The organism is Phaeobacter sp. JH204B (assembly GCF_048055755.1).
Classification (GTDB): Bacteria; Pseudomonadota; Alphaproteobacteria; order Rhodobacterales; family Rhodobacteraceae; genus Phaeobacter; species Phaeobacter bryozoorum.
In genome coordinates, this window is the sequence record NZ_JAYMXF010000008.1 from 106,324 (window position 1) to 123,072 (window position 16,749).

A 16,749-nucleotide genomic window follows, 5' to 3' on the forward strand; every position below is an offset into this window, starting at 1 on the left:
CGCCCGAAATGACGCTGGACTGTGCCGCCGCCGCGCTGGAGCAGATGAACGCGCTGCAAGGTGAGGTGGTGATCATAGACAATGGCTCTGGCGATGGGTCCTATGACAAATTGCTGACGGCGGTGCAGGAGCGTGGCTGGCTGGACAGCGGCCGCCTGCGCCTGATCGCCAGCGACCGCAACGGCGGGTTTGGGGCGGGCATGAACATCGGCTTTCGCCTCGGCCTCGCCGATGGCAGCGCGCCTGAGTTTTATTATCTGCTGAACTCGGATGCCTTTGTGCAGCCGGGAGCGATCCGCGCATTGCGGGATTTCTTGCAGGCCACACCAACCGCCGGGCTGGTCGGCTCTTATGTGCGGGGCACCGATGGGACGCCCCATTGCACCGCCTTCCGGTTCCCGACCATTGCGGGGGAATTCGAATCCTCGGTGCGGACCGGCATCGTGACCCGCCTGCTGAAAGATGCCGTGGTGCCCATGGAGATCCCGACCGAGCCAACCCAGCTGGATTGGACCGCTGGTGCCAGCCTGATGATCCGACGCGAGGTGATCGAGGCGGTTGGAGGTTTTGACGAGACCTTCTTTCTCTATTTCGAGGAAACCGAATTGTGCCACCGTGCCGCCCGCGCCGGATGGAGCACGCATTATCTGCCGGAAAGCGAGGTGGCCCATGTGGGATCCGCCTCAACCGGGATGAAGGATTGGCAGCGCACACCGCAATACTGGTTCGACAGCAGGCTGCATTACTTTCTCAGCACCCATGGGCGCGCCTATACGGTCGGAGCCACATTGGCGCTGATCACGGGCAGCCTGCTCTATGGGCTGCGGCGGCTGGTGTCGGACAAACCCGCCTCGGATCCGCCCCATTTTCTGCGGGACCTGATTGTGCATCATAGCCGCGCGATCTTTCGCCGCCGCCAAACCCAGCCTATGGAAACGCGCCAGACCCCGTCTCAACCGGAGGAGCAGAAATGACCCCATTCTCCTGTATCGTGCTTGGCAATGAATCGCTGCTTGTCGCCTGTGCCGACACCCTGATGGCCCGTGGCCACAGCATCGCCGCCGTGGTGACCAAAGACGCCGAAATCCGCCAGTGGGCCGCTGACAAGGGGCTGAGCGTGCTGGAGGATGCGCGCGACTTTGGCGGATCGGTGGACTGGCTGCTGTCGATCGCCAATCTCGAAATCATCCCCGACAGCGTGCTGACCCGCGCGACCAAGGGCGGCGTCAATTTCCATGATGGACCGTTGCCGCGCTATGCCGGTCTCAATACGCCGAACTGGGCCCTGATCGAAGGGGCGACGGAATACGGTATCACCTGGCATATGATCGAGGGCGGTGTGGATGAGGGCGATATCCTCGCCCAGCGCCTGTTTGAGATTGCCGGGGATGAGACGGCCTATAGTCTCAACGCCAAATGCTACGCCGCGGCGATGGACAGCTTCGGCGATGTGCTGAGCCAGCTGGAAACCGACACGCTGGCGCGGCAGGCGCAGGATTTCAGCACCCGCAAGCTCTATACCCGCGCTGATCGGCCCGAAGCCGGCGCCCTGCTGGACCTGTCGCAGCCCGCGGCTGATGTGCACCGGCTGATCCGCGCGCTTGATTTCAACGGCTATTGGAACCCGCTCTGCGCGGCCAAGCTACATCTGGGCACGGAGGACAGCGCGCCGGTGGTGCTGATCGGCTCTGCCGAGGTGGTGCCGGGATCGGCGGCACCGGGCACCGTGCTAGCCGTCGACGACACCAGCGTCACGCTGGCCTGCGGCGACGGCGCGCTGCGGCTGCTGGGGTTGCACCATAGCGATGGTCGCCTGATCCGCGCCGGCACCCATGTCCAAACCGGGGATGTGCTGCGGCAGCTGGATGCGGAGACGCGCCGCGATCTGACAGGGCGGCTGGCCGCAACACAGGCAAGCGAAGCCAGATGGCGCGCGGCCCTCGCCGCGCTGCCTGCCACGGATCTGCCGCTTGCCAGACCCGCGGGCGATGCCAGAGCCGATATCACCAGCCACGCGCTGAACCTGCCCGACGGCCATGCCATGACGGAAGCCGATGCGGTGACCACGGCGCTTGCCCTGGCGCTGTGCAGTTCAGGGTCCGAGGCTGCGGGGATCGCGCTTAGCAATGATGCGCTGCAACAGGCGGCGGTCACAGGGATGATCTGTGACTGGGTGCCGATGCAATCCAGCCGCGACAGCTACCTGGCAGACCTGCAAACCCGCCTGCGCGAGGATCTCGACAGCATCCGCAACAGCGGCGGATTCGCATCCGATCTGATCGCCCGCGCGCCAGAGCTGCGGCAGACCGCAGGCAGCGGCCTTTGCCCCGACATCGGCTGCAATCTGGGGAGCAACCGGCCCATTGCGGGATGTGCGGCGACGCTTTGCCTGACGGATGGCAGGCTGACTCTGGAGGCTGATAGCACACGCCTTGATGCGCAGGCCGTCGACCTGCTGATCGCTCGGATCAACATGCTGGTAGCAGCGCGCGACGCAGCGGCCGAGGGGACTTTTGCCGATCTGCCCGTGCTGCCAGAGACCGAACGGCAACAGATGCTGGTGGCCTGGAATGAAACCGCTCTGACCGGGACGCAGGACACCACCATCCCGGCAGAATTTGCAGCCCAGGTGGCGCGGACCCCGGAGGCCACAGCGCTGGTCTACGAAAATCAAAGCCTGACCTACGCGGAGCTATCTGAGGAGGTGGAACAACTGGCGGCGCTGCTGCGCCACCGGGGTGTTGCGCCGGGCAGCCATGTCGGCATCTATCTGGGGCGGAGCCCTGCGCTGGTCATCGCGGCGCTGGCGACCATGGCCGCGGGCGGGGCCTATGTGCCGCTTGATCCGGCCTATCCGGCGGATCGGATCGCGCATTTCATCACCGACAGCGCGGCCAGTGTGATCCTGACCGACAGCCGTCTGCGCGACCAGCTGCCCGGCACCGCATCTGCCGATGTTCTCTGTCTGGATGATCTGCCGGAGACACTCGCAGGCAGCGGTGGGCCGACCACCCAGCCGGGACCGCAGGATCTGGCTTATCTGATCTATACCTCCGGCTCTACCGGCACCCCAAAGGGGGTGATGGTGCGCCATGGCAATGTGGCAAATTTCTTTGCCGCGATGGACCAGCGGGTTCCGCATCAGCCGGGCGATTGCTGGCTGGCAGTGACCAGCCTGTCGTTTGATATCTCCGTGCTTGAGCTGTTCTGGACCCTGTCGCGCGGCTTCAAGCTGGTGCTGTCCAGTGATGAGGCACGGTTGCAGCTGTCCAATGGCCCCATCGCAACCAGCGACCGGGGCATGGACTTCAACCTGTTCTACTGGGGCAATGACGACGGCCCCGGTCCGCGCAAATATGAACTGCTGCTGGAGGGCGCGAAATTCGCCGATCAGCACGGGTTCAACGCGGTCTGGACACCGGAGCGGCATTTTCACGCCTTTGGCGGCCCCTATCCGAACCCGGCGGTAACCGGCGCGGCGGTGGCTGCGGTGACGAAGAATATCGGTGTGCGCGCGGGCTCCTGCGTGGCGCCGCTGCACCACCCGGCCCGCATTGCCGAGGAATGGTCGGTGATCGACAATCTGACCGGCGGCCGCGCCGGTATTGGCTTTGCCTCGGGCTGGCAGCCGGATGATTTCATCCTGCGCCCCGAAAACACCCCCCCCGCCAACAAACCTGCGCTGTTTGAGGCGATCGAGACCGTGCGCAAGCTCTGGCGCGGCGAGGAGGTTGCCTTCCCGCGCAAGGATGGCGGCGACCACGCGGTGCTGACCCAGCCGCGCCCGGTGTCAAAGGAACTGCCGGTCTGGGTGACAACGGCCGGCAACCCCGAGACCTGGCGCGAAGCTGGCAGCATCGGGGCCAATGTGCTGACCCATCTGCTGGGCCAGAGCATCGACGAAGTCGCGGGCAAGATCGCCATATACCACGACGCCCTGCGCGCGGCTGGTCATGATCCGCGCGATCACAAGGTCACGTTGATGCTACACAGCTATCTTGCCGATACCCGCGAGGAAGCCCGCGCCACGGCCCGTGAACCGATGAAGGATTACCTGCGCGCAGCGGCCGGTCTGATCAAGCAATACGCCTGGGCCTTCCCCGCGTTCAAGAAACCCGAGGGGGTGAAAAACCCGTTTGAAATGGATCTCGGGATGCTCTCGACAGAGGAGCTGGAGGCCATTCTGGACTTCGCCTTTGAACGGTATTTCGAAGACTCCGGCCTGTTTGGAACCATTGCCGATGCCATGCAGCGGGTCGAACAGCTGAAGCGGATTGGCGTTGATGAAATCGCCTGTCTGATCGACTACGGCATCGCGCCCGAGGTGGTGCTGGAGGGGCTGAAACCCCTTGCGGAGGTGCTGCGTCTTGCCAATGCCCCGCAGGAACTGGCGGCGGAGGATGTCTCGCTGGCGGCGCAGATCCTGCGCCATGGCGTCACCCATATGCAATGCACCCCGTCGATGGCGCGGATGATCACCGCGGATGCCGATGCGCGCCCGGTGCTGGGGCGGCTGTCGCACCTGCTGATCGGCGGGGAGGCGCTGCCGGGAGATCTGGTCGCGGATCTGCGCGGGGCGACCAGCGCAGAGATCCACAATATGTACGGACCGACGGAGACCACGATCTGGTCAACCATGCAGACCCTATCCGGCGTGCCCGCCGGGACCGCCCAAATCGGGGCGCCGATTGCCAATACCACTGTTTATGTCGTCAAGGAGGATCTGTCCCCGCAGCCGGTCGGAGTGCCGGGGGAGCTGCTGATCGGCGGCGCAGGCGTCACCGCCGGGTATTGGCAGCGCCCCGAGCTGACTGCGGAACGGTTTATTCCCGATCCCTTTAGCGATGCGGGCGCCGGGGTGACCTCGACCCATCTTTATCGCACCGGCGATCTGGTCCGCTGGCGCGGCGATGGCCAGCTGGAATTCCTCGGCCGTAGTGACCATCAGGTCAAGATCCGGGGCCAGCGGATCGAGCTGGGCGAAATCGAGGCCGCGCTTGCAGCCATGGACGGGATAACCGGCGCGGTTGTGGTGGCGCGCGACAGCGGGGCAGACACCCGGCTGGTTGCCTATGTCACCGGCGCGCTGCCGCCGGATCAGGCAGCGCTCAAGGCCGCGCTGGCGCAGCAGCTCGCTGCCGTCATGGTGCCAAGCCATATCGAACATCTCGCCGCCTTCCCGCTGACGCCGAACAAGAAGATCGACCGCAAGGCCCTGCCAGACCCGAAACCGGTGCGGATCACTGCTTCCACCTCGGACACCCCGCTCAGCGCCGGAGCACAGAGCAAGATTGCCGAGATCTGGGCCGGGATCCTTGGGGTCAGCGGTATCGGGGCGGAGGACAATTTCTTCACCCTCGGCGGTCATTCCTTGCTGGCTGTGCAGGCCCACCGCGACATTCGCGGCGCTCTGGATGTGCCGAAGCTCTCGATCACGGATATCTTCCGGTTTCCGACGCTGTCGGGGCTGGCCAGCCATATCGACACGCTGACCGGAGCGGCCCCGGCAGAGGACACCGCCGCCCCCGCCGTCGATGCGGCGGCAAAATCCGATATGATGTCGAAACGCCGCGCGATGCGGGCCAACCGCAAGGCCCGCAGCGGATGAGCCTTGCCGATCCGCTCTCACGCAGCGCCCGGCACAAGGCGCTGATCCGCCGGTTGTTTGACGCCTGTGTCGTGGTGGAAACCTGCGATCCGCAGGACGATCCGCCTCCGCCCTTCCCTGAGGAGGCCGCCTGCCTGTCGCCAAATGCCGTCGAGAAGCGGCGGCGCGAGTTTGCGGCGGGCCGCGCTGCCGCGCATCGCGCGATGTCGTCCCTCGGCATGACGCCCAGCGCCATTCCGGTCGGCCCCAAACGGGCGCCGGTCTGGCCGCCTGAGGTTGTCGGCTCGATCAGCCATTGTCACAGCGCCGCCGTCGCCGTTATGGCCCTGCCCCAACAGATGCGCGGGATCGGGGTCGACGTGGAGGAGGACACGCCGCTGGCGGATGACCTGATCCCGCAGATCTGCCGCCCGGCCGAGCGTGACTGGCTCGCACAACAAAACAGCCCCGGCCAGCTCGCCAAAGTGATATTCTCGGCCAAGGAAGCGGCTTATAAATGTCAATACCGCCTGAGCGAGCGGTTCTTTGGCTTTGACGGGATGGAACTGGAGATGGATTTGGCGCAGGGCACCGATCAGATCAGCGGGACGTTTTGCGCGCGGTTCACGGCGGATCAGCTGCCGTTTCGAAAAGGCGACGCCATTGACGGGCGTTTTGTTATCGGGGAGGGGCTGATCGCGACCGCCGCACAGCTGCCACAGGTACGATGATCGGACGGCGCGGATTTCTCGCCCTCTTGTCGCTGCTGCCACTGCGCGCGCAGGCCAGCCCCTTTGCCCTGCCCTTGTTGAAGGCCCCGACGGGCCCAATGCGGGTGTTCCACCTTGGCCATTCGCTGGTTGGTCGCGATATGCCGCATATGGTGTGGCAGCTGGCACCGGAAGGGCACAGCTACAACAGCCAGCTGGGGTCGGGCACCCCGTTGCAGGATCACTGGGAGCCGGATCTGGATATCCTGCATTTCGATCAAGTCAATCACCCTCCGGTCTGGCGAGATGCACGCGAGGCGGTTGGCTCCGGTGAGTATGACGCCGTGATCCTGACGGAGATGGTCGAACTGCGCGACGCGCTGCGCTATTTCAAAGGCGCGCGATACTTTCGCCGCTGGGCTGATCTGGCCCGGGCGGGGTCGGATCGGACGCGGATATACCTCTATGAGACCTGGCACCCGCTGGATACGCCGGATGGCTGGCTGAAGCGGATCGACGGTGATCTGGAACAGCTCTGGCTGGGCGGGCTGGCCGGATCTGACAGCCGCCGCAATCCGAGACGTCCCGCCTATCTGATCCCGGCAGGACAGGTGATGGCCGCCGTCGTGCGCGCTGCTGAGGCCGGACAGATTGACGGGTTGACCCGCCGCGAAGACCTGTTTGCCCGCACCGATGAGGGCGCGCTGGATCAGATCCATATCAACGATCTGGGCGCCTATATCGTGGTGCTTACCCATGTGAGCACATTGTATCATCGCTCCCCGGTTGGCCTGCCGCATCAGCTGCAACGCGCCGATGGCTCGCCTGCGGATGCTTTCAGCGCCAAAGCCGCGCGGCAGGTGCAGGAGATCGTCTGGCAGGTGGTCACGCGCCACCCCCGCACCGGTGTTTCCCCATGACGCTGGCAGATCTGGTGGCCAGTGTCGTCATGGTCGGGCATTCCCTGTTCGGACCCGACAATCCGGTGATGCTGGACCAGCTCCTGGCCCGGCAACCGGCCGCGACTGCCGGACAGATCGCCGAAGAGGTCAGGGTCGAGGCGCAGATCATCAACGGCGCGCCGCTCAGCTACAATTGGACACATGCCGATCAGGCCGAGGGGATCAATGCCCGCACCCGTCTGGCCGAAGGCGTGGATGCGCTGATCGTGACCGAGGCGATCCCCCTCGCCAACCACCTGAAGTGGAGCGATACCGAGGGGGCGCTGACGCAGTTCTACAACCTTGCCCACACCGCCAACCCTGAGGTTGAGGTCTATCTGCAGGAAACCTGGCACAGCCTGAACAGCGGAACCGGGGTTGAGGTGCCTTTTGATCCGGGGGCGACAATGCAATGGCGCGACCGGCTGGCCGCGGATCTGCCGCGCTGGCAAAAGGTCGTCGACACGGTCAACAAAAAGACCGGCGGAGAGATCAGGCTGCTCAAGGCCGGTCAGGCGATGGCGCGACTGGATGACGCCATACAGGCAGGTACGGTGCCGGGCCTTGCGCGGATCGAAGATGTCTTTGCCGATGATATCCACCCCAATGATCTTGGGTTTTATTTTCTGTCCGCGCTGCAATACGCGGTGCTGACCGGTCAGTCTCCGGTGGGGCTGCCGCACCAGCTGCGCTCCAAATGGGGCGGTCGCTACGAGGCGCCCGCGCCGGACCTGGCGCGACGACTGCAGGAGATCGCCTGGGATGCCGCTCAGGACCGAACGCAGCGGGCAGCCCTGCCTGCCGATCCGCCGCCGCTGCCCGACGACCCGATGCTGCCTGCGCTGAACCGAGTGGTTCCGGCCAGCCAGACCAGCGCGCCGCGCGACATCGCCGCAGCGCAGGGGCTACCCCAGGGCGCCGAGGTGCCGCATCAGCCGATTGCGATGAACCTGGCCTCGATTGCCGATTGGAGCCCGCAGGCTCCGTTTCTCGACCATTTCAAAACTGCCCGTCCGTGGATTGGTCATCTGGCCGGGCAATGGGGGGGCGCGGATTATGCCGATCTTGCAGCAGCGGGATATCTGGACCCTGATGGCTGGCCGACCGCAATTCCACCGGAGCTTGGCTCGGTCGGGACGCTGATCCTCACCGATTTGCCTGCGGAGGCCGCCAGCCTCTCTGGGCGCTATGTCCTGCTGTTTGACGGCGACGGGATTGTCGAGGTGACGGGCCGGGCCAAGAACATCCGCTACGGCAAGACCGAAATCCGCTTTGACTATACGCCCGGTCCCGGCGCGGTCGAAATCCGCATTCAGCGCAGCGACCGGCAGGGAACCGGTGACTATATCCGCAACATCGCGGTGGTGATGGAAAAACACCTACCGGACTGGCAGGCCGGCGCCATCTTCAATCCGGATTTCATGGCGCGGATGCGTGGGTTTGCAGCGCTGCGATTCATGGACTGGATGGCCACCAACGACAGCACGCAGGTTGGCTGGGAGGATCGCCCAAGGGTGCAGGACTACAGCTGGGCGGCCAAAGGTGCGCCAGCGGAGGTGCTGGTGGCGCTGGCCAATCAGCTTGGCACCGCGCCCTGGTTCACCCTGCCCCATATGGCCGACGACAGCTATGTCCGTAACTACGCGCGGCTGGTGCGGGAGCAGCTGGACCCCGCGCTGACCGCCTATGTGGAATATTCCAACGAGGTCTGGAACTGGCAATTCGAACAGGCGGTCTGGGCTGATGATCAGGCCCGCGGCCGCTGGGGTGGCCAGGATCTGTGGATGCAATTCTACGGTGGCCGCGCTGCCGAGGTTGCCGCGATCTGGACGGAGGTTTTTGGCGCGGCGGCCGATGACCGGCTGGTGCGCGTTATCTCTACCCAGACCGGGTGGCTGGGGCTGGAGGAACAGGTGCTGACCGCGCCGCTCTGGGTTGCCGAAGATGCCACGCGCCGACCGCCGGCCCGCGCTTTTGACGCCTATGCGGTGACCGGCTATTTCGGCGGCGTTCTCGGCCTGCCGGAACGCGCGCCAATTCTGCGCGCCTGGATTGCCCAGAGCCGCGAGCAGGCTGAGGCCGCCGCCAGGGCCAAGGGTCTCAGCGGAACCGCCGCAGCCGATTTTGTCGAGGCGCATCAATATGATGCCGCCAGCGCATTGGCCGCGGCAGAATTGCAGGACGGGCTGGTCTCCGGCAGTTCAGACGACACGATCAGCGATCTTCTGGGGCGGGTTCTGCCCTATCATGCCAAAGTTGCAGAGGCCAACGGGCTCGACCTGATCATGTATGAGGGCGGCAGCCACGTGGTTGGCTTGGGTCCGATGGTCGATGACGACATGCTGACCGGTTTTTTCAGCCATTTCAATTACACCGAGGAGATGGGCGGCCTGTATCGCAGCCTGTTGCAGGGCTGGCCCGCCTTGGGCGGAAGTCTGTTCACCGCCTATTCGGATGTTTCGACACCCGGAAAATGGGGCAGCTGGGGCAGCCTGCGCTATCTGACCGACGACAACCCGCGCTGGCGCGCTGTGGAGGCGGCGAAATGAAACCGCTGTTGAGCGTGCTGATCCCCGCACATAATGAGGCGGGCTATATCGGGTCGTGTCTGTCGGCGCTGTTTGCCAGTGATCCGCTGCCGGATGGTGCCACCGCCGAGGTCTTGGTGATCGCCAACGGTTGCACTGACACCACGGTCGCGGCGGCGCAGGCGGTGACGGTGCCGCCCGGGTGGGATTGCAGGGTGATTGATCGGCGCGAGGGCGGCAAGATCGGGGCTCTTCAACAGGGAGAAGCGCAGGCCACCGGTGGCATCTTGGTGTATCTTGACGCCGATGTGTGTGTCACCCCACCGCTGATGGCGCAGATATGCCACGCGCTGGATTGCACCGCGCCGCGCTATGCCAGCGGGTCGCCCCGGCTGGCTCCGGCCAAGAGCCTGATCAGCCGCCTTTACGGGCGGTTCTGGGAAACACTGCCCTTTGTCCAGCAGGGGGTGCCGGGGTTTGGCCTCTTTGCGATGAACCGGGCCGGGCGCGGGCGCTGGGAAGACTGGCCGGACATAATCGCCGACGATATCTACGCGCGCCTCAGCTTTGCGCCGCACGAGCGGCTCCGGCTGGAGGCAAGCTACCAATGGCCGCTGATCGAGGGGTTTCGCAATCTGGTGCGCGTGCGCAGACGCCAGAATGCCGGGGTTGCAGAGATTGCCGCGCGGTTCCCCGCACTGCTGGCCAATGAGGACGTCACCCGCCCTGGCCCCGCAGCAATTGTCGCGCGGGCGCTGCGCGACCCGGCGGGATTTATGTCCTATGCGGCTGTTGCCATCGCGGTGAAGTCGCCGATGTTTCGCGGCCGACAGGAAACCCGCTGGACGCGGGGCCGCTAGGCGGGCCATTGCGCTGGCCTAGCTGGACTGCCCAGCAATCGCCGATCGGAAATGCGCCGCCAGCTTTGCGGCCTCTGTGTCGCTGTCGTGCCGCTCGAGAACCCGGGCGCGCCCGGCCTGCCCCATGGCAACCCGTTTGGCATGGGGCGTCGCTGCCAGATCCCGGATGGCCTGCGCCAGAGCAGCAGGATCACCCGCAGGCACCAGCCAGCCGGTCTCTCCCGGCAGCACCAGTTCAGGCGTGCCCGCGATATAGGTGGCAATAACCGGACGTGCGGCTGCCATGGCCTCCATCACCACCATGGGCAGACCTTCGGCAAAGGAGGGCATCACCAGCGCCTGCGCGCGGGCCAGTTCGGCCCTGACATCAGCCTCGGAGAGCCAGCCGGTCAGCGTGACATGATCGCCAAGCCGGTGCTTCGCTATGGCGGCCTCCAGATCGGGGCGCATCTCACCATCGCCGATCAGCGCAAGATGCAGATCGGGATAATCCGCGACCAGATGCGCCATGGCCTCGATCAGCATCATCTGGCCTTTCTGCTCCACAAAGCGACCGATGGCGGCAATCCGCAATGCGCCTTCCGGCAATGGCGCGGGATCCGCAAAACGTGCAGGCTCAATCCCGCAATGCACCACCTTCAACCGCTCCCAGCTGCCAAAGGCCGCCCAGCGGCTCAGTTGACTGCGGCCAAAGCTGCTGATGGCTACCGCAAATCTGGCGCGGTTCAGTTTCTCCCCCAGGGACAAGGGTTGCGGCGCGTCGAATTCCTCTGGCCCGTGGGTGGTGAAACTATAGCCCCGCCCGCCCAATTCAGAGGCCAGAAGTGCAACGGTGGTCGCATTGGTGCCGAAATGCGCGTGCAGGTGGGCGATCTCCTGCTGCGCGGCATAATCGGCGACGTAGGCAGCCTCGGCCAGATAGATCAGATGACGCAGACGCCCCGCCTGCGACGCCGCCCCCAGGCGCCAGGCCATGCGGAGCGCGCCGATCAGACGTCGCGGCGTCCTGCGAGCAGACCGCATCAGCGCCCGGAGCAGACCGATTGCACCCCGGTCGAGGACGTAGATGGTGCGCGCCTGCTCGGCCTGATCGCCGGGATCCACCAGAGGGGCACTGCTGCGCCGCATGGCGATCCGATGGATCACGTGACCCTGGCGCTCCAGCGCCTGTACCTCGCGCCGGATGAAACTATGCGACGGCTGCGGATAGGTATTGAGAATATACGCTATTTTCACGAGGACGATGGCCCATTTTATGCAAGACTTGTCGCAGGCTATCGTCAGTTGTCGCACTTGCCCAGCATTGCCGCGATCATGCCGCGGAATTGACGACTTTGAGGATCAGTATCGCAAGTGTATCGCAAAACCTCGAGGATATTGATGCAGCAGGTCCTGTCGCTTTTCCAAGGAGAACGCCTCGCCGCCCGCGTGTTGCGCTCGGCCTCCTGGCTGATGATCGGCTATGGCGGCAGTCAGGCGCTGCGGCTGGCGGCGAATCTGGTGATGACGCGGCTGCTGTTCCCCGAAGCCTTTGGCCTGATGGCGCTGGTCAGCGTTGTGGTCACCGGGCTGGCGCTGTTTTCCGATATGGGGATCGGTCCGTCCATTGCCCAGAGCAAGCGCGGTGACGATCCGGATTTCCTCGACACGGCCTGGAGCGTGCAGGTGGTGCGTGGCTTTGTCCTGTGGGGGTTGACCCTGCTGTTGGCCTGGCCTGTTTCGCAATTCTATGGCGCAGCGGAATTGCTGTGGTACCTGCCGATTGCCGGTATCGCGCTGGTGCTCAACGGATTTGACCCGATCCGCGTTGAGACGGCGCATCGCCATTTGCTGGTCGGTCGACTAACGGCACTGGAGCTGATCAGCCAGGCCATTGGCATTGGCGCCATGGTTCTGCTGGCCTGGTGGACGCAATCGGTTCTGGCACTGGTCCTGGGCAGTGTCCTGCAGGCAGGCGTATTCCTGCTGAGCGTGCATCTGGGACTGCCGGGACGGCCCAGCCGGTTTCGATGGGAGCCGACGGCGCTGCGTGAATTGCTGCATTTCGGCAAATGGATTTTTCTGTCGACCGCCTTCTGGTTTCTGACCTCGCAGGGCGATCGGGCCATTCTGGGCAAGTTCGTCCCGCTGGACGTGCTTGGTATCTACAATATCGGATTTTTCCTGGCGAGCTTCCCGATGGCACTCGGCCATGCGGTGAACCAGCGGCTGATGATCCCGGTTTACCGCGACAAGCCTGCCCATGCCGCACCGGAGTACCGGCGCAAACAGCGCCAGCTGCGCGCCGGGCTGAGCATGATGATCCTGTCGATCCTGCTGACGATGGCCTGGCTTGGCCCCTGGCTTGTCGATCTGCTCTATGATGCGCGATATGGCGATGCCGGTCCGATGGTGGTTCTGATCGCGCTTGCCATGGCCCCGGCTGTGATCACCATGACCTATGATCAGGCCGCGTTGGCCGCCGGGGACAGCCGGTCATTCTTTGTTTTTACGGCGGCGCGGGGGATTGCGCAGACGGTGCTGTTTCTGGCCGGGGTGATGCTGTTTGGACTGACAGGCGGGATCGCCGCGCTGGGGCTGGCGATGGTAATGGCCTATCCGGTGATGATCTGGCTGGCCTGCAAACACCATGTCTGGGATCCGTTGCATGACCTGCTGTTTATGGTTCTGGCTCTGATGGTTGGCCTGTCCGCGATCTGGTGGCACTGGGACAGGCTGACGGCGATGATCGCCGCAGTTGGCTAAGAACCAGGACCGAACGCCTCTTTCAGCTGCTTGCTTCGGCCCCCGGCGGGCGCTGCCTGTTGAAGCCTCTGCGCAGCCGCGCGAGGAAGCCGCGCCGCCGGGGTGCCGTGTCCAGATAGGGGATCGCAACAACCGGTGTCAGGCCGGTCTCCCGCTCCATCTGCGCCACGCTGCGCAGCACCGGGTGCCGCAGCTCAAGCAGGAAGGCGATACCAAGGGCCAGTCCGATACTGGCAACACCGCCCATCAGTGCCTTTTTCTTGCGCCCGCCTGTTGCCGGATAGTCCGGAAGCGGCGCGGATTCGATGATATTCAAGCGCTCCGACTGGCGCGAGGCCTCCAGGCGAAAGCCCACTTCCGCCTCGGTCCGGCGCTGAGAAATCGCATCCAGCTCGCTTTGCAGCTGGCTCATCCTGCGTTCATAGACGCCAAGCTGGCGCTCCACCTCCGGTGTGGTTTCCAGCGATCGCTCAAGCGTCGACCTGCGGTTCAGCAGCAGTTCGCGCTGCGCGTCCAGCGTGGCCAGTTTCTCCTCAAAGACTTCAAGCATGCGACGGGCTGTGGCCTGACGCTGGTTCGATGTGGTCTGATCCGCCTGTCTGCGCAGCTCGATCTGCTCGCGCTCGATCTCCAGCAAGCCGGTATTGAGCGATGAAATCTCCTCGCGGCGCATCTCGATCCCGCCGGGAAGTGCGACGTTATTGGCGTTGCGATAGGCGGTGATCTCATTCTCGAGCTCGGCCACCTCACCGATGAGCGCGGCTTCCTTGTCGGCAAAAAAGGTCAGGGTTTCCCGGGCCTGTTCGATGCGCGAGCTCTGGCTCAGTTCAATCGTGCGGGTGGCGAATTCACTGGCAACGGCCTGCGCCTGTTCCGGCGTCGGCATCAGCGCCGAGATGGTCAGCACCGAAATCGTGCCGTCATCGGCAAACCCCTCCCGCGCGGCAGCAACCCCGGTCAGCGAGACGGAGTCGCGCAGCAGCGCCACCTTTTCAGAGGGGACAAGGCCTGGCAGTTCCTTGTAGAGACCGTATTTCTCGATGATTTCCAGGACCGAACCACGCGCCATCAGACGCTGCTCGATCAGTTGCAGCCGCCGCGCCGAAGATCCGTCAACGGTGGATTTGGCAAGTTCGTCGGCGATCTTCGGCCGGGTGATCTGCAGGACCGCCGAGCTTTCGTAGAAATGCTGCTGCTTTGCCGCGACCCATAGCGACACCATGGCACCCAGCAGGACAACCCAAAGGATCACCGACGCGCGCCGTCGCAGCATATCCAAAATGTCATCCAGAGTGCGGATCGGTCCCATGTGTCGGCTCGTTTGATGGTTGGTTGCGGTTGGTCGTCGGTTCAGAAACGGCGCGCGCGCCGGGAGGCGGGATCAGGGACCTCGGCGAGGTCCCCGGTCGGATCTATTGGCCAAATTGCAGCAAACCGGCGCCCCGCGCGCGGTTCAGGCTGACGCCCAGCAACTGGGTTTGACCATCAAAGAGTTTTTCACAGGCCGCGAGATGTGCCGCCGTGGTACGGGTGCCGTCGGCAATCAGCAGAACGCCATCGACCTGCGGCAGAAAGGCGGCGGTATCGTCATGTTCCAGAACCGGCGGCAGATCGAACAATGTCACATCCGCGCCCGTGCTTAGCACCATGTCGTCGATCACGCTGGCGCACCGCCCGTCATGCAGGATTTCGGCGGCGTTGCGGTCCGGGGCTGCGGTCAGCCCGACGGCCAGGGAGGCGGCGGGGCGGATCAGATGCTCTGCCAGCGTCAGCTCCCCTGATAGAAAGCCCGGCATATCGCCGGCCGGTGGCAGTTTCAGCGCGGAGGCGACACCGGGTCTGCGAAAATTCAGATCCATCAGCACCGTGCGTGTCCCCGGAACCCGCGCCATGCTGAGCGCGAGGTTGACGGCAGAGAACGTGGCCCCGCACCCGGCTGTCGGCGCCGCGATGGCAACCCGCTTCCAGCCCTGTGCCTTCAGACTGTGAAGCAGGCGGGTGCGCAGCAGGTCAAAGGCGTTTGCGGTGGGGGAGTTGCGAAAGAAATTCACCAGCGGCGAGCGCGCCACCTGATGACCACGAATGTCCAGTGGGACGCGGTGGAGACGCTCCCACATCTCGGGCAGGGTCGCGGGCAGGCGCTGCGGCTTTGGATCCGTATCTGAGATCCCTTCGAGCGGCCTGTTTCTGCTGCTCTCAGGGCGCCGGGCAAAACGTCTGCCTTCATCGGCCTGCGCGCTGCGCGCGGCAGCCGCCATTTCTCGGGCACTTTCACCGCCCTGTTGTGGCGCGTTCGGCGCAGACTGAGGCTGCCCGGTCAGAGCCGTGTCATGCTCTGGGTCCGAGGAGTTGCGCCCCTTGCGGCGGCGAAATCTCTTAAAGCCTTGTTGCGTCATTGCAATGGGGTCGTCCCACTCCAGTTTCTGTCCACAGGTGCCAGGGGCCTCCGCGTCGTTGATCGCATCTTTCATGAAACCCCCTCGCAGTTCTACCACGTTAGGCAAGATGCGCCTATAGTCCGGCCCATCACAGTTAGATGCGATCGGTTAATATCCCGTGCCTCGCAGAACGACACCCACCGTCCGCAGCAAAAGATCAACATCCGTGCGCAGGCTCAGGTCGCCGTGATAGCTGGTATCGGCGCGGGCGCGGGTGGCAAATCCACTTTCATTGCGCACCGAGACCTGCCAGAGACCGGTAATCCCGGGTTTGAGATCGAAATAGGCGGTGGCATCGCCGTAGAGCGACAGTTGATCCGGCATCATCGGACGCGGGCCAACCAGGCTCATCTCACCGATCAGAACATTCCACAGCTGTGGCAGCTCATCCAGTGACGTGGTGCGCAGGAAGCGGCCGACCGGCGTGATGCGCGGATCTGCCTTCAGCTTCTGCGTCTCGTCCCATTCGCGCCGCATGGCCGGATTGCTGGCGAGATAACGCTCCAGCAGCTTGTCGGCATCGCGCACCATGGTGCGCAGCTTCAGGATCGAGAATACCCGCCCGCGCAGACCAAGGCGATCCTGCGTGTAGAAGGGATTGCCCCCTTCCAGCCAAAGCGCAAGCGCGGCCATCAGGATCAAGGGCAGGCTGATCGGCAGCGTGAGCAGAACCAGCGTGATATCGAGCATACGTTTGCCGAAAACGGCATAACCCTGACGAGACATTTTCGAGGACTGGGCCTGAACGTCGGCGCGCAGTCCGGTCAGGTGACTGTCGAGCGCCCGGCGCGGCGAAGATGATCGCGCCGAAAGCTCTGCATTCATATTGGCAACGGACTTGGCGACAGACACAAAACGCGCTTCCCTGACCAATGCCACAGGATAGCCGTTTCCGACCAACGGCCAGCGCGACCATGTCGCCCGACCGACCGAAACACCA

The 16,749-nt window shown here is 64.3% G+C and carries 11 protein-coding genes; 7 read left to right on the top strand and 4 right to left on the bottom strand.

All coding sequences use genetic code 11. The features are described 5' to 3' along the window. Positions 1-8 precede the first annotated feature (8 nt). The 6 genes from VXL81_RS03965 to VXL81_RS03990 are packed head-to-tail and all read left to right on the top strand — an operon-like array spanning position 9 to position 10,626. On the top strand, positions 9-974 hold the full coding sequence (locus VXL81_RS03965; RefSeq protein WP_416553045.1) for a glycosyltransferase family 2 protein: 966 nt from the start codon (positions 9-11) through the stop codon (positions 972-974). Then, positions 971-5,608, top strand: coding sequence for a MupA/Atu3671 family FMN-dependent luciferase-like monooxygenase (locus tag VXL81_RS03970; protein ID WP_416553014.1), 4,638 nt, complete (start codon positions 971-973; stop codon positions 5,606-5,608). The genes VXL81_RS03965 and VXL81_RS03970 overlap by 4 nt, the downstream gene beginning before the upstream one ends. Beyond that, positions 5,605-6,318: a 4'-phosphopantetheinyl transferase family protein gene (locus VXL81_RS03975; RefSeq protein ID WP_340544530.1), complete on the top strand. Its 714-nt coding sequence runs from the start codon at positions 5,605-5,607 to the stop codon at positions 6,316-6,318. The genes VXL81_RS03970 and VXL81_RS03975 overlap by 4 nt, the downstream gene beginning before the upstream one ends. Next, entirely contained in the window at positions 6,315-7,217 is a 903-nt protein-coding gene (locus VXL81_RS03980; protein ID WP_416553016.1) for a hypothetical protein, read from the top strand. Before VXL81_RS03975 ends, VXL81_RS03980 begins: the two co-directional genes overlap by 4 nt. Continuing rightward, positions 7,214-9,787, top strand: coding sequence for a hypothetical protein (locus VXL81_RS03985; RefSeq protein ID WP_416553018.1), 2,574 nt, complete (start codon positions 7,214-7,216; stop codon positions 9,785-9,787). Before VXL81_RS03980 ends, VXL81_RS03985 begins: the two co-directional genes overlap by 4 nt. Then, on the top strand, positions 9,784-10,626 hold the full coding sequence (locus tag VXL81_RS03990; RefSeq protein WP_416553020.1) for a glycosyltransferase: 843 nt from the start codon (positions 9,784-9,786) through the stop codon (positions 10,624-10,626). The genes VXL81_RS03985 and VXL81_RS03990 overlap by 4 nt, the downstream gene beginning before the upstream one ends. An 18-nt stretch (positions 10,627-10,644) precedes the next feature. Here the strand turns inward: VXL81_RS03990 and VXL81_RS03995 are convergent, their stop codons facing one another. Then, a complete protein-coding gene (locus tag VXL81_RS03995) occupies positions 10,645-11,862 on the bottom strand; it encodes a glycosyltransferase (RefSeq protein ID WP_416553022.1) in 1,218 nt (405 codons plus the stop codon). Positions 11,863-12,006: 144 nt separating this feature from the next. On the opposite strand from VXL81_RS03995, the gene VXL81_RS04000 reads away from it, so the two are divergent. Beyond that, on the top strand, positions 12,007-13,371 hold the full coding sequence (locus VXL81_RS04000) for an oligosaccharide flippase family protein (protein ID WP_416537280.1): 1,365 nt from the start codon (positions 12,007-12,009) through the stop codon (positions 13,369-13,371). Between the two features lie 22 nt (positions 13,372-13,393). On the opposite strand, the gene VXL81_RS04005 is transcribed toward VXL81_RS04000, so the two are convergent. The 3 genes from VXL81_RS04005 to VXL81_RS04015 form a co-directional block, all read right to left on the bottom strand. After that, positions 13,394-14,680 carry a DUF874 domain-containing protein gene (locus VXL81_RS04005; RefSeq protein WP_416553024.1) on the bottom strand — a complete coding sequence of 429 codons (1,287 nt, stop codon included), beginning with the start codon at positions 14,678-14,680 and terminating at the stop codon, positions 13,394-13,396. Between the two features lie 103 nt (positions 14,681-14,783). After that, complete coding sequence (locus VXL81_RS04010; RefSeq protein WP_416537279.1) at positions 14,784-15,842, bottom strand: CpsD/CapB family tyrosine-protein kinase; 1,059 nt, start codon at positions 15,840-15,842, stop codon at positions 14,784-14,786. A gap of 75 nt (positions 15,843-15,917) precedes the next feature. Further along, positions 15,918-16,661 (bottom strand): sugar transferase, encoded by a 744-nt coding sequence (locus VXL81_RS04015; RefSeq protein WP_416553026.1) that lies wholly within the window; start codon positions 16,659-16,661, stop codon positions 15,918-15,920. Positions 16,662-16,749 lie beyond the last annotated feature (88 nt).